We start from the raw sequence: 13499 nt of genomic DNA on the forward strand, positions 1-13499 counted from the left end.
TTATTCCAGCGGCTTGTCCGGCGCGCAAGCGGTGCTGGTCAGACGGTGGGGCAACACGTTGGCCAGCACCAGCCCTTCGGCCAGGATGTCGTCCGGCACCGCCCGATCCAGCACCAGGCTGGCGGCCAGGCGCGCCAGGGCGGGCGCCATCTGGATGCCGTAACCGCCCTGGCCGGCGCACCAATAGAGGCCGGGCACGGTGGAATCCGGGCCCACCACCGGCTGTCGGTCGGACACGAAGGTGCGCAGGCCCGCCCAGGCGTGGGTGACGCGGCGCACCGGCAGGTCCAGCGCCTGCTGCACCCGATCCACGGCGATGGCCACGTCCAGCTCCTCCGGCTGGGCGTCGCAGGGCTCGCTGGGGGTTTCGTCCGCCGGGGACAGCAGCAGCTTGCCGGCGTCCGGCTTCACGTAGAACTGCTCATCGGTGTCGAACACGCCGGGCCAGCGGTCGGTGTCGTGGCCCGGCGGTGGATCGACCAGCAGGGCGGTACGCTTCAGCGGCGTCAGGCCCAGGGGGGCGGCGCCGAAGGCTTGGCCCACCCGTTCCGCCCAGGCGCCGGCGGCATTCACCACTTTGGGAGCCGCGACCTCGCGGTCGCCCACGCGCAGCACCCACAGATCACCCTCGCGGCGCGGGGCGGTGGCGGGCGCGTCGGTCAGCAGGGTGGCGCCCCCGCGCCTGGCCAGGCGCAGATAGCCCTGGTGCAGGGCGTCGACGTCGATGTCCATGGCGCTGCCCGTTTGCGCCAGCGCGGCCACCGCCACGTACTCCGGCCGCAACAGGGGCATCTGGGCCATGGCGTCGGCCATGGGTATCGTCCGCACGCTGTCGCCGATCTCCGCCAGGAAATCCATCAGGCGGGGCGCCTGCTCCGCCGTGGCGACGTACAGCAGGCCGCGCGGGGACAGCAGCGGATGGTCGGCGAAGCCCTCGGGCGGCGCATCGAAAAAGGCGCGGCTGGCCCGGGTCAGCGCCCGCACGTCCGGCCCGCCATAGGCGGCGGCATAGAGCGCGGCGGATCGGCCGGTGGAGTGCACGCCCGGCCGAGCTTCCGCCTCCAGCACCAGCACACGCGCGTGGGGGCTCAGCTCCGCCGCCAGGGCGGCACCGCCCATGCCGGCACCGATGACGATGACGTCGTACCTGTCCAATTCCATCTCTCAGCCCGCGATATTCTCCAATTAGAGAAAAATGTGGCACGCCGGCTTGCGGCTGTCCAGCGCCAAGCCGGCTCTCGGGCCGCGGTGTTTCAGATATTGTTTCACGAAAGAAACATAAAAAAATTAATATTAAACAATATATTATATAGGGACACCGACCCGATTTCTGACGAATTGTTCTCAATTTGGAGAAATAGTCTCTTGACAGGAAACGCGGCCGTCGCGAACTATCCCGTCAACGGCGGGAGGGCTGCGATGGGCAGGGGAACGGGCGACGGCGCGGGCTTGGTCCCGGCCGCGACGGAAGAGGCGAAGGCGGCGGTGGACGGAGCCGCCCTGGACGCGATCTTCGCGGCCCTGGACACCACCCATTTGCCGGGCGTGGCGGTGGGGGTGGCGCTGGACGGCGTGCCCCTCTACCGCAAGGGCTTCGGCCTGGCCAGCCTGGAGCTGCCGGTCACCCTGTCACCCGCCATCCGCATGCGCATCGGGTCCACCACCAAGCATTTCGGCGCCCTGGCCTACATGCTGCTGGTGGAGGAAGGGCTGGCTGGCCTGGACGACCCGGTGGCCAGGCATGTGCCGGAAATGGCGCGGGCGGCGGCCGATGTCACCATGCGCCAGCTGATGAACCACGTCGGTGGCCTGCGCTGCAGCCTGGAACTGGCGCTGCAGCTCAGCGGCCTCGGCCGATACCTGTCCACCGCCGACTGCATGCGGCTGATGGCCGATGATGACGACGTGAATTTCCAGGCGGGGGAGGAGTGGTGCTACAACAACGGCGGCTACGTCCTGCTGTCGCTGGCCATCGAGCGGCTGTCGGGGATGAGGCTGGGCGACTTCTTCCGTGACCACCTGTTCCGCCCCCTGGGCATGAACGACACCCTGCTGCGCCTGGTCGATACCGACTATGTTCCCAACAGCGCGTCGCTGCACATGGTGGACGGCAAGGGCGATTATTACCGCCAGCCCCTGGGCGCGGAGATCGCGGCCGAGGGCGGCATCGTCTCCACCGTTGACGACATGCTGCGCTGGCTGGCGCACCTGCGCGCGGGCTTGGCCGGCCGGCCGACGGTGGGTAGCGCCGAGACCTGGCGCCGCATGGTGGAGCCGGCGGTGCTGGCCAACGGCTATGTCACCGGCTACGGCCTGGGCCTGATGGACACACCCTATCGCGGGGTGCGCACCGTGCACCACGCCGGCGGCGTCATGGGCGGGTCCAGTCAGATGATCACCCTGCCCGACCATGGGCTGGACATCATTATCATGGCCAACCGTGCCGGCCTCGACCCCATGGATCTGGCCGCCAGGATCATCGACGCCTGCGTGCCGGGCCTGGGTCCCAAGCTTGAGCCGTATCAGGGCGTCATCCCCGCCGGTACCTATTACAGCCCGCACAACGGCGGCACCTTCGGCCTGGCGCGGCATGAGGGCAGGGCCATCATCAGCATGAGTGGCATGAGGCTGCCGCTGGTGCGGACGCCGGACGGCCTGCTGCGCCCCAACGTCGCCGTCTTCCACATGGGCCTGGATGTGCCGGAAACGCAGGAGGCGCCCAAGACCTTGCGCGCCGTGGAATTCGGGGTGGACCGCGAACTGGTGTTGCTGGAGCCGGATCCGGAGGCCGATCTGCGCGCCGTGGCTGGCCGGTACGCCGCCGCCGCGTCGGGCACGACGGCGGCGGTGGAGGCCGACGGGGATGGCAAGGCGGGTCGCCTGGTCTTCACCGGCCGCCACGGCACCGTGCGCCACTGTCTGGTGAACCTGGCGCCCGGCCTATGGGATGCCAAGCCCCTGGATCTGGCCGTGCCCATCGTCGGCGGACTGATCGCCTTCGACAACCAGGGCTTTACCTTCAATAGCGGCCGCACCCGGCGGCTGCGTTTCCGCAAGGTGGTGGCATGACGCGCGCCGATCCCCTCACGGTCTATGTCGCCGGCCTGGTGCACGAGACCAACAGCTTCTCCCCCCTGCCGACGTCCATGCGGTCCTTCACCAACGACCTGCGGCACGTGGGGCGGGACCCCGCCACCCTGGCCCGCGCGCGGGTGCTGCCGGCCTACGGCGACCTGTTCACGGTGGCGGAGGGGCACGGCGACCGGGTGATCGATGGTCCGACCGCCGGGGCCCAGCCCTCCGGTCTTGTGCCGCGCGGCGTCTATGAGTGCCTGCGCGACGCCCTTCTGGCCGATCTCAAGGCGGCCATGGCGGCGGAGCGGGTGGACATGGTGGTGCTGGCCCTGCACGGCGCCATGGTGGGGCAGGACTACCCTGACTGCGAAGGCGACCTGCTGACCCATGTGCGCGCCCTGGTCGGGCCGGAGATGCCGGTGGGCGTGACTTTGGACCTGCACGGCAACGCCACCCAGGCCATGATGGACAGCGGCGCGGTCATCATCGCCTGCAAGGAATATCCCCACACCGATTTCCTGGCCCGCATGGGGGAACTGTACACCATCCTGTCCGCCATGGCGCGCGGCGGCCCAAGGGCCAGGACCCACATCCGCAAGGTGCCGGTGATGGGCCTGTTCGGCACGACGGAGCAGCCCATGCGCGGCTTCGTCGACCGGTTGGCGGGCTATGAGGGGCGGGACGGCGTGCTGTCCGTCTCGATGATGCACGGCTTCATCTGGGCCGACACTGAACATACCGGCGCCGCCGTCCTGGTGGTGTCGGACGGCAGCGACCTCGCCGCTGTCGACCGCGTGCTAGCCGCCATCGCCGCCGACTTCCAGGCCATCGTCACGGCCGCACCCCTGCAGGAGCGCCTGCCCCTGGACCAGGCGGTGGACAAGGCCGTGGGCCTGATGGGATCCGGCAAGCCGGTGGTCTTGGCCGACAGCTCCGACAATCCCGGTGGCGGCGCCGCCTGCGACAGCACCTTCGTCCTGCGCGCGCTGCTGGACCGGGGCGTCCAGGACGTGGCGCTGGGCATGATCTGGGACCCGCAGGCGGCCTTGATCGCGGCCGACGCCGGCGTGGGCGCCCAACTGCCCTTGCGCATCGGCGGCAAGGTCGGCCCCCTGTCCGGCGATCCGGTCGACCTGGAGGTCACGGTGACGGCGGTGCGCGACGACATCCGCCAGCGCGGCCTGGCCACGGACGGCGACGACCCCATCGGCCTGGCCGTGGCCCTGCGCGCTGGCACCTGGGACATCGTGCTGAACAGCATCCGGCAGCAGACCTTCTCGCCCGATTGCTTCACCGAATTGGGCATCGACCTTTCGGCCAAGGCCCTGGTGGTGGTGAAGTCCACACAGCATTTCCGGGCCACCTTCGACGCCATATCTTCGGCCACCGTCTATTGCGACGCCCCGGGGTCCTTGAACATGAACCTGGGGGCGCTGCCCTACCGCCATCTGCGCCGGCCCATCTGGCCTTTGGACCCCATGTCGTGACCGATGCGGCGGTGCCCATGCCGGCGGCGCCATGGGGGCGCCTCCGCGCCCTGGCGGTCCTGGCGCTGGCCATGCTGGCGGGCATGGTGGCGCGCACCCTGCTGTCGCCGGTGCAGGAACTGGCCAAGGCCGATATGGGTCTGTCCGACAACCAGGTGGGCTTGATCCAGGGCATGGCGCTGGCCCTGCCCGTGGCGGCGCTGGCGGTGCCCATCGGCCGGCTGGTGGACCGCACCCGGCGGGTGACCCTGCTGCTGGCCCTGTCCGCGCTGTGGATCGCGGGCACGGTCCTGTCGGGACTGGCCTGGGGTTTCGGCAGCTTGTTCGTGGGCCGCATGCTGGTGGGGCTGGGCGCGGCCGGCGCCGTGCCGGCCATCCTGTCGCTGACCGCCGACCTGTCCACGCCGGAACGGCGGGGCCGGGCCGTCATGGTCATGGTGATCGGCCAGGCGGCGGGGATGGCGGCGGCTTTCGCCGGGGGCGGAGCCCTGGTGGGAACGCTGACGCCAGGGGTGGGGCAGGCCGGGTGGCTGGGCCTGACGGCCTGGCGGGCCACGATGCTGCTGGTGGCCCTGCTGATGCTGGTTCCCACCGCCCTGCTGCTCTGGCTGCCCGAGCCCACCCGGCAGGGAAGCGCGGCGGACACGGTGCCGGACGTATCGCCCAAGCTGGCGCCCGCCCTGGCGGAGCTGTGGCGCCTGCGCCGCCTGGTGGCACCCCTGATGGCGGGCATGATCACCGTCAACATGGGCGACGCCGCCGCCACCGTCTGGGCGGTGCCGGTGCTGACGCGATCCTTCGGCCTGCAGCCGGCGGACTTCAGCGGCTGGATGGGTGTGCTGCTGGGCCTGTCTGGCATTGGCGGCACCGTTCTGGGCGGTTTGGCGGCCGACTGGGGACACCGGCGGGACGCCCGGGGCGGCATTTTGTGGGGGGCGCTGCTGGGGGCGGCCCTGTCGGTGCCGGCCGCCCTGTTCGCCCTGGCGCCCGGCGTCCCGGTGTTCGCCCTGCTGCTGGCCCTGCTGATGGTGGCGGGCGCCATCGTGGCCGTGGGCGTGGCGTCGGCCATGACCCTGCTGGTGCCCAACCATCTGCGCGGCTTGTGCCTGGGCCTCATGAGCGCGCTCGGGGTTTTCATCAGCCTGGGCCTGGCGCCCAGCGTCGTCAGCCTGCTGGCGCAGGGACTGGGGGGCGAGGAACATTTGCCCGCCGCCCTGGCGCTGGAGGGCGCGCTGGCCAGCCTGGCGGGGGTGTCGACCTTCTGGCGGGCCATGCGCGTGGCGCGGTCTGAAGGGGCGTAGACAATAAACCCTTGAATTGTTTTTCAGGGGAAAAAGTCAATCGTCATATGGCAGCATTGTTGAGTTTTGCCGCCTGTCTATAGTCATCCTACCCATTCCGCGAAGAATTGAGGGGAGGAAAGACTATGGCGATCTACACCCACGTTTCCGTCGGCACCAACGACCTGGCCAAGGCCCGGGGCTTCTATGACGACGTGCTGGGCAAGCTGGGCCTGAAACGGGTGGCTGACCTGGGTGACAACGGTTCAATCTGGGGTGAGGACAAGCCGTCCTTCTTCGTGCTGAAGCCGGCCAACGGCCAGCCCGCCACCGTCGGCAATGGCGTCACGGTGAGTTTCGAGGCGCCCAACCGCGCCATGGTCGACGCCTTCCATGCCGAGGCCCTGGCCAAGGGCGGCGTGTGCGAGGGCAAGCCGGGGCCCCGCGGCTGGGCGCCCAACGCCTACGCGGCCTATGCGCGTGACCTGGACGGCAACAAGCTGGCGGCCTACTGCTTCAAGCCCGAATGACCGTCCCCGCGGCCAAATGAAAACGGCGCCGCATCGCTGCGGCGCCGTTTGTCTTTGAACGCTTGCCGCAGGACGCGACCGCGTTCCGCGTGCGAGGCCCTTACCCCCCGATCTGCAGCATGCGCAGGTTGTTGGTGGTGCCGGCCTGGGCGAAGGGGATGCCGGCCACGACGATGATCTGGTCGTGCAGCTTGGCGAATTCCGCGCTCTGCGACACGGCGGTGGCGACATCCACCATCTGCTCGTAGGAGTGGATGTCCTCCGACAGGGCGCTGTGCGTGCCCCACAGCAGGCACAGGCGGCGCGACACGGCCTGGTCGGCGGTGATGGCCAGGATGGCCACTTCCGGGCGCTTGCGGGCGATGCGGGCGGCGGTGGTGCCGCTGGAGGTGAAGGCGACGATGACCGGCGCGCGCACGGCCTCCGCCAGGTCGGCGGCGGCGGCGGCAACGGCGTGCGGCGGCGTCTGCTCCTCCCCCGGCTCCGACGCGCGGATGAGGGAGTGGTACAGCTTGTGCCGCTCGGTGGTGGCGATGATGCGGTCCATCATGGAGACCGCTTCCAGTGGATAGGCGCCGCTGGCCAATTCCGCCGACAGCATGACGGCGTCGGCGCCGTCATAGATGGCGGTGGCCACGTCCGACGCCTCGGCGCGGGTGGGGGTGGGGGCGGCCACCATGCTGTCCAGCATCTGGGTGGCGACGATGACCGGCTTCACCGCCAGGCGGCAGGCCCGCACCAGTTCCTTCTGGCGCCCGGGCACCTCCTCCTGCGGGATTTCCACACCCAGGTCGCCGCGGGCCACCATGATGGCGTCCGACAGGCGGATGATGTCGTCGATCTGGTCCAGGGCCTGCGGCTTCTCGATCTTGGCCATCAGGCCGGCGCGGTCGCCGATCAGGCCGCGCGCCTCGATCATGTCGCTGGGCTTCTGCACGAAGGACAGGGCCACCCAGTCCACGCCCAGGTTCAGGCCGAATTCCAGGTCGGCGCGGTCCTTGGCGGTCAGCGGCGACAGGTTCAGCAGGGTGCCGGGCAGGTTCACGCCCTTGCGGTTGGAGATGACACCGCCGAAGATGACCTCGGCCGTCATGGCGTCGTCGCCCAGGCTGGTCACCTTCACGCGCACGCGGCCGTCGTCGATCAGCAGGTGGTGGCCCGGCAGGACGGCGGCGAAAATCTCGGGATGCGGCAGGGGGATGGCGTCGCGGTCGCCGTCCTGGCCCTTCAGCACGAAGCGGATGGTGTCGCCCTTGGCCACCGTGATCTTGCCGTCCTTGATGGTGCCGACGCGGATCTTGGGACCCTGCAGATCCTGCAGGATGCCGATGGGCCGGCCCACCTCCTTCTCCAGCGCCCGGATGTGGGCATGGACCTTGGCATGGTCCTCATGGGTGCCGTGGCTGAAGTTCAGGCGGAAGGTGTCGACGCCCGCCAGGAACAGCGCCTTCAGCATCTCGGGCGAGTTGCTGGCGGGTCCGACGGTGGCGACGATCTTGGCACGGCGGTGGCGACGCATTGTTGTTTTCGGCCCTGGCGGGCCGCCCCAGAAGTGAAGGCCGGTTGGAAACGGTGCCCGGGCGCATCGTCGGCATGGCCAACGGTTGCCCGGTCCGGTTGGCGGCGATGGTAACCGCTTCGTCCGTCGACAACAACATGGGGATATGCGAAATTCCCGTTAAGGGCGGTAATTTTACTACATGACAGGCGGGCGCTAGCAGGGGGCGTGGGACGGTCATGCCACGATGTTGGCACCCCCGTCGATATAAAGGGTGCTGCCTGTCAGCCGGCGGGCGAAGGGGCTGGCCAGGTAGGCGCAGGTGTAGCCCACATCCATGATGTCGACCAATTCCCCAACCGGCGCGCGGCTTATGGCGTCATTCAGCAGGCGGTCGAAGTCCTTCAGGCCCGATGCCGCCCGGGTCATCAGCGGGCCGGGCGACAGGGCGTGCACCCGGATGTGCTGCGGCCCCAGCTCATGCGCCAGGTAGCGGCACGACGCCTCCAGCGCCGCCTTGACCGGGCCCATGACGTTGTAATTGGGCACCACGCGGTCGGCACCCAGGTAGCTCATGGCGAACATGGCGCCGCCGTGCGTCATCAAGGGCGCTGCCAGCTTGGCCATGCGGATGAAGGAATGGCAGGAGATGTCCATGGCGCGGGCGAAGCCCTCCGCCGAGCAGTCCAACAGGCCGCCCTTCAGATCCTCCTTGGGGGCGTAGGCGATGGAATGGACCAGGATGTCCAGCCCGCCCCAGGTATGGCGCACCGCGTCGAACACCGCCTCCAGCTGCCCCGGCGCCGTCACGTCCAGCGGCAGGAACAGGGGCGCGCCCAGCTCCTGCGCCAGCGGCTCCACATGCGGCTTGGCCTTGTCGTTCAGGTAGGTCAGCGCCAGCTCCGCCCCCACCTCGCGGAAGGCCTTGGCGCAGCCATAGGCGATGGACTGGTCGTTGGCGATGCCCACCACCAGGGCGCGCTTGCCGGCCAGGATGCGGTGGGGGGTGGGGGGATGGATGTCCGTGGTCATGGGGTCGCGTCCGTCAGCAGGCGCCGCGTGTGGCGGGCGATCATCTGTTCCTCATCCGTCGGCACGATCCAGGCGGCCACGCGGCTGCCGGGCGCGCTGATCCGGGTGGCGCCGGCCTCGGGCCGGGCGTTGGCCTCGACATCCAGCGTCACGCCCAGCCAGCCGGCGTGGTGGCAGACGGCGGCCCGCACCCCGGCGCTATGCTCTCCGATGCCGGCGGTGAACACCAGGGCGTCCAGGCCACCCAGCGCCGCCGCCAGCGACCCGATCTCTCGCCCGATGCGGTAGGTGAACAGGTCCACCGCCAGCTTGGCCCGGGGTTCGGGCGAGGTTTCCAGCGTTCGCATGTCGCTGGAGAGGCCGGACACCCCCAGCAGGCCGGACCGCTGGTACAGCAGCTTTTCCAGCTCCCGTGGCCCCATGTGCATTTCATCCATCAGGTACAGCAGCACGCCGGGATCCAACGTGCCGCTGCGGGTGCCCATGGGCAGGCCCTCCACCGCCGTGAAGCCCATGGTGCTGGCGACGCTGCGCCCGTTGTCCATGGCGCACAGGCTGGCGCCGTTGCCCAGGTGGGCCACGATGACCTTGGCGCCGTCCAGGCCCAGTTCGCCCAGGTGGGAGGCGATGTACTCGTAGGACAGGCCGTGGAAGCCATAACGGCGCACGCCCCGGTCGGTGATCTCCGCCGGCAGGGCGAAGGCCTGGGCCAGGGGCGGCTGGCTGGCATGGAAGGCGGTGTCGAAGCAGCCGACCTGGAACAGGCCGGGCGTGCTGGCCAGGATGCTGCGCGCCGGCGCCAGGTTGTGCCGTTGATGCAGGGGCGCCAGGGGCACCAAGGTCGCCAGCCGGTCCAGCACCGCGGCGTTCAGCGCCGCCGGGGCGGTGAAGTCGCCGCCGCCGTGGACGATGCGATGGCCCACCGCCTCCACCTTGTGGCCCTCCAGGTGGGTGTTGATGAACGCCATCAGGAAGCGCGTGGCGGCGTCATGGTCGAAGGCGCCGGCCTCCGCGCCGGTCCAGCGCTGTTCCCCCACCACATCGCCGGTGGGGTGCCGGGCGATGAAGTGGGCGTTGTTGGTGTGCAGCCCCTCGATCTGCCCTTTCAGGAACAGTTCCAACTGTCGGGTCTCATCCGCGAACAGCGAGAACTTGATGCTGGAGGAGCCGGCGTTGATGACGATGATGGCGTTGCTGATCTTTCTGCGGCGCATGGGCTCACCCCACCGCCATGGCCGAGACGGTGCGGCGGTGCCGGGCGATCAGGGCCGCCACGGCGCAGGAGGCGAGGCGCGCCGGCACGCTGTCGGCCCGGCTGGTCAGGATGACGGGCACGCGGGCGCCCAGCACGATGCCGGCGGCGTCCGCCCCCGCCAGGAAGGTCAGGCTCTTGGCCAGCATGTTCCCGGCCTCCAGGTCCGGAACCAGGATCACGTTGGCATGCCCGGCGACGGGGGATGTCAGGTGCTTGATGGTGGCGGCCTCGGGGCTGATGGCGTTGTCCAGGGCCAGGGGGCCGTCCAGGATGGCGCCGGTGATCTGCCCACGCTCTGCCATCTTGCACAGGGCGGCCGCCTCGATGGTGGAGGGGATCTTGGGGTTCACCGTCTCCACCGCCGACAGGATGGCCACGCGCACCTCGCCGAAGCCCAGGATCAGCGCCAGATCGATGGCGTTCTGGACGATGTCCACCTTTTCCGCCAGCGTGGGCGTGATGTTGACGGCGGCGTCGGTGATGATCAGCGGGTCGTCATGGCCGGGAATGTCCATGACGAAGCAATGGCTGAGGCGGCGCGCGGTGCGCAGGCCGGTGTCCGTCTTCACCACCGCACCCATCAGCTCGTCCGTGTGCAGGCTGCCCTTCATCAGGGCCTCCGCCTTGCCTTCGCGCACCAGTTCCACCGCCCGCTGAGCGGAGGCCACGCTGTGCGGCGTGTCGATGATGGGCAGGGACGCGATGTCCAGGCCCGCCTGCTCCGCCACCGCGCGGATGCGCGCCTCCGGCCCCACCAGGATGGGGGCGATCAGGCCCAGGCGGGCGCCGTCCACCGCGCCCTCCAGCGCGCTCTGGTCGCAGGGATGGGCCACGGCCGTCGGCGGAGGGCCGGCCTGATGCGCGGCGGCGATCAGGCGCTGGTACTTCTTGTGGCGGGCGAGGTCGGTCTGCACCCGGGGGGTGGTCGCGGCGGTGGGGCTGTCCATGGCGGTCTCCAGTACGGGCGGTCGAAGGCGGTCAGGCGGCGGCGCCGGCGCGTCCACGCCGCCGTTTGGCCGGGGCGTGGGCCGCGCTGGGCGCCGCAGCGGGCGCGGCTGCGGATGCCGGCGTGTCGGTGGATTGGAACAGGGCCATCACCTGGTCCAGCCGCGCCGACACGGCGGGGCTGGGCGGATCGCCGGCCTCCACCAGGCGGCGCAGGGCTGTGGCGGCCGTGGTCCGGATTTCCGCGTCCGGCGGCAGCAGGGCGGGTAGGGCCGCCAGGGCCGCCGCCTCGTCCCGGTGCAGAAGGGCCGATTGTTCCCTGACCAGGGCCTTGAACTGGGCCAGGCTCAGCCGCTGGTCCGCCGGGGTGTGATGGCGCAGGGCCCGCAACACGGTGAAGCGCCGCTCATCGGCGCCGGGATGCGCGTCCGCCTGCATGACGTACAGCAAGGCGCGGGTGACGGCGGTCGCCAGCTTGTCGTGGCCGGCATCGGCCCCCCTGTTTTCGTTTGGCGGCGGGCTGTCCGTTGGCTGTCGCGCGGGTGGCTCCACGCCGATGGCGGCTTGCAACAAGGCGGAACCATAGACCGTCAGGAAGAAGGTTTCCGTCGCCCGGTCGCGCAGCTCACGCCAGGTGTCCAGCGCGTGGATGACGCTGTCCGACACGGCTTCCTGCACTTTCAGGAAGGGGTTGTCGGGCGCCACGGGCCGGCGGTGGGCGCGGGCCGTTTCCGCCAGGGCGGCGATGGGGAGCATCAGGGGGTTCTTGTCGGAAAACACCTCGAACCGCAGGCGGTTGGGATGCAGGCGGCGCAGCCACTCCGCGCTTTCATCCGTCGCCAATTGCCGCACCACCGGGCGCAGGGTCTGGGCGTACAGGTCGCCGTTGATGGCGGAGACGCGGGCCACGGTGGCGAACCGGCGGTCGTCGCGCGCGTCGTTGCCGCCCAGCGCCCGGATGTCGTCCAGGCCCCGCCGCTCGAACCGCGTCAGATATCGTCCCGACACCAGTTCGGCATGGGCCACGCCCGTCTTTTCCGTGAACACGGCCTGATAAAGGCCGGGTGGCAGCATGTCGATCAGGTCCATGGTCCGGGTGAACTCGTCATGTTCCTTGGTCGCCACGGCAGCGGAGACGAAAATGCCCAGGTGGCCGATGCTGGGGTGCAGGGAATAGACGATGGTCTGGCCGCCGGCCTCCAGATCCGCGTCGCTGCCGTACAGGTCCAGGATCCAGTCCAGCGCCTGCTGCGGCGGGGTGATGTCGTCACCCCAGGAACAGAAGACGATGATGGGCGATTTGATCGCCCGCAGGTCGACCTTGGTGCCGTCCGACAGGGCGATGCCGCCGCGGGTCAGGCGGTTGCCCAGGAACAGTTCATCGGCGATGTATTGCATTTCCCCGGCGTTCAGCAGGATGGGGCTGCCCCACCAACGCTCGAACTCCAGGAAGCGTGGGCCTTCGGTGTCGACCTTGGAATAGACGGCGTAGTTCTTTTTCCACAGGGTGTTGGCCGGGTTCATGTTCTCGAAGTTGGCGATCAGGGCGGCGCCGTCGAAGATGCCGTTGCCCAGGTCGCCGCTCAGCGTCGTCAGCCAGGTGCCGCCCAGCAGCCCGCCCAGGTAGCGCAGGGGGTTCTTCTCATGCACCCCCGCCCAGTAGGAGAGGGGGGAACCCGCCAGCACGATGGGCCCCGTCAGATCCGGCCGGGTCGCGGCCATCATCATGACCTGCCAGCCCGCCTGGCAGTTGCCGATCAGGGTGGGCTTGCCGTCGGCCTGGGGGTGCAGCGCGGCCACCTTTTCCACGAAGGCGGCCTCCGCCCGGCAGACATCCTCCACCGTCTGGCCCGGCACCGGCTTGGGCAGGAAGCCGACGAAGTAGCAGGGGTGCCGCTCGGCGATGGCCACGCCGATCTCGCTGTCATGCTTCATGCCGCCGATGCCGGGGCCGTGGCCGGCCCGGGGGTCGAAGACGACGAAGGGCCGCAGGCGGAGGTTGGCGGGCCGGTCGGCCGGGGGCAGGATGCGCACCAGGCAGTAGTTCACCGGCCGGTCCAGCATCCGCCCGTCCATGACCAGTTCATAGGGGAAGCTCAGGACGTTGGGCCAGGCCTCGTCCATATGCTGGAAATGGTCGTTGCCGCGCTGGCGCAGCACATCCAGGAACAGCAGGGAACGTTGGCCCGCGTCCACCCAATAGTCCACGGCCTGCTGGGCCAGGTGGGCCCAGGGCGCGGGATAAAGGGCCGGTTCCGTTCGTGTGGGGATCGTCGTGCTCGCCATTCGTGCCGTGTCCATGAAGTTCATTGTTCGGGGAGAATGCTGCATCGCGGCAATTGTAAGCGAGAAATATGAAGGATAGGAGAAGCTATTCCGGAGGTTCACGTTAGTTCG

10 protein-coding genes are annotated in these 13499 nt (G+C 69.5%); 4 read left to right on the forward strand and 6 right to left on the reverse strand.

Annotation, left to right across the window (positions count from 1 at the left end):
- A complete protein-coding gene (locus UAA55_RS15265) occupies positions 1–1161 on the reverse strand; it encodes an NAD(P)/FAD-dependent oxidoreductase (RefSeq protein ID WP_322953766.1) in 1161 nt (386 codons plus the stop codon).
- A 258-nt stretch (positions 1162–1419) separates the two neighbouring features.
- Between UAA55_RS15265 and UAA55_RS15270 the strand changes: the two genes are divergently transcribed.
- The 4 genes from UAA55_RS15270 to UAA55_RS15285 all read left to right on the forward strand — a co-directional run bounded on the left by UAA55_RS15270 (position 1420) and on the right by UAA55_RS15285 (position 6372).
- Positions 1420–3069, forward strand: a complete 1650-nt coding sequence (locus tag UAA55_RS15270; protein ID WP_322953768.1) for a serine hydrolase domain-containing protein — start codon at positions 1420–1422, stop codon at positions 3067–3069.
- Entirely contained in the window at positions 3066–4562 is a 1497-nt protein-coding gene (locus UAA55_RS15275) for a M81 family metallopeptidase (protein ID WP_322953769.1), read from the forward strand. The genes UAA55_RS15270 and UAA55_RS15275 overlap by 4 nt, the downstream gene beginning before the upstream one ends.
- Positions 4559–5863 (forward strand): MFS transporter, encoded by a 1305-nt coding sequence (locus UAA55_RS15280; RefSeq protein ID WP_322953770.1) that lies wholly within the window; start codon positions 4559–4561, stop codon positions 5861–5863. The genes UAA55_RS15275 and UAA55_RS15280 overlap by 4 nt, the downstream gene beginning before the upstream one ends.
- Positions 5864–5988: 125 nt before the next feature.
- Entirely contained in the window at positions 5989–6372 is a 384-nt protein-coding gene (locus UAA55_RS15285) for a VOC family protein (protein WP_145610327.1), read from the forward strand.
- A gap of 100 nt (positions 6373–6472) precedes the next feature.
- Here UAA55_RS15285 and pyk read toward each other — a convergent pair whose 3' ends face one another.
- From pyk to UAA55_RS15310, 5 genes are all read right to left on the reverse strand, one after another.
- The gene (gene pyk / locus UAA55_RS15290; protein ID WP_322953771.1) at positions 6473–7891 is read right to left on the reverse strand and encodes a pyruvate kinase; all 1419 of its coding nucleotides are present in this window, start codon (positions 7889–7891) and stop codon (positions 6473–6475) included.
- Between the two features lie 216 nt (positions 7892–8107).
- Positions 8108–8902 (reverse strand): enoyl-ACP reductase FabI, encoded by a 795-nt coding sequence (fabI, locus tag UAA55_RS15295; RefSeq protein ID WP_322953772.1) that lies wholly within the window; start codon positions 8900–8902, stop codon positions 8108–8110.
- Positions 8899–10116, reverse strand: coding sequence for an acetate/propionate family kinase (locus UAA55_RS15300; protein WP_322953773.1), 1218 nt, complete (start codon positions 10114–10116; stop codon positions 8899–8901). The genes fabI and UAA55_RS15300 overlap by 4 nt, the downstream gene beginning before the upstream one ends.
- 4 nt (positions 10117–10120) lie before the next feature.
- Positions 10121–11104, reverse strand: coding sequence for a phosphate acetyltransferase (locus UAA55_RS15305; protein ID WP_416235196.1), 984 nt, complete (start codon positions 11102–11104; stop codon positions 10121–10123).
- A 31-nt stretch (positions 11105–11135) separates the two neighbouring features.
- Complete coding sequence (locus tag UAA55_RS15310; RefSeq protein ID WP_322953774.1) at positions 11136–13388, reverse strand: DUF3141 domain-containing protein; 2253 nt, start codon at positions 13386–13388, stop codon at positions 11136–11138.
- Between the last annotated feature and the right edge of the window lie 111 nt (positions 13389–13499).

The organism is Nitrospirillum guanabarense (assembly GCF_034653355.1).
Taxonomy (GTDB): domain Bacteria; phylum Pseudomonadota; class Alphaproteobacteria; order Azospirillales; family Azospirillaceae; genus Nitrospirillum.

Bases quoted from the DNA above. Each gene is read 5' to 3' on its own strand.
- UAA55_RS15300 (WP_322953773.1), bottom strand. From the start codon at position 10,116: ATGCGCCGCAGAAAGATCAGCAACGCCATCATCGTCATCAACGCCGGC.
- UAA55_RS15285 (WP_145610327.1), top strand. From the start codon at position 5,989: ATGGCGATCTACACCCACGTTTCCGTCGGCACCAACGACCTGGCCAAG.
- pyk (WP_322953771.1), bottom strand. From the start codon at position 7,891: ATGCGTCGCCACCGCCGTGCCAAGATCGTCGCCACCGTCGGACCCGCC.
- fabI (WP_322953772.1), bottom strand. From the start codon at position 8,902: ATGACCACGGACATCCATCCCCCCACCCCCCACCGCATCCTGGCCGGC.
- UAA55_RS15270 (WP_322953768.1), top strand. From the start codon at position 1,420: ATGGGCAGGGGAACGGGCGACGGCGCGGGCTTGGTCCCGGCCGCGACG.
- UAA55_RS15305 (WP_416235196.1), bottom strand. From the start codon at position 11,104: ATGGACAGCCCCACCGCCGCGACCACCCCCCGGGTGCAGACCGACCTC.
- UAA55_RS15275 (WP_322953769.1), top strand. From the start codon at position 3,066: ATGACGCGCGCCGATCCCCTCACGGTCTATGTCGCCGGCCTGGTGCAC.
- UAA55_RS15265 (WP_322953766.1), bottom strand. From the start codon at position 1,161: ATGGAATTGGACAGGTACGACGTCATCGTCATCGGTGCCGGCATGGGC.
- UAA55_RS15310 (WP_322953774.1), bottom strand. From the start codon at position 13,388: ATGGCGAGCACGACGATCCCCACACGAACGGAACCGGCCCTTTATCCC.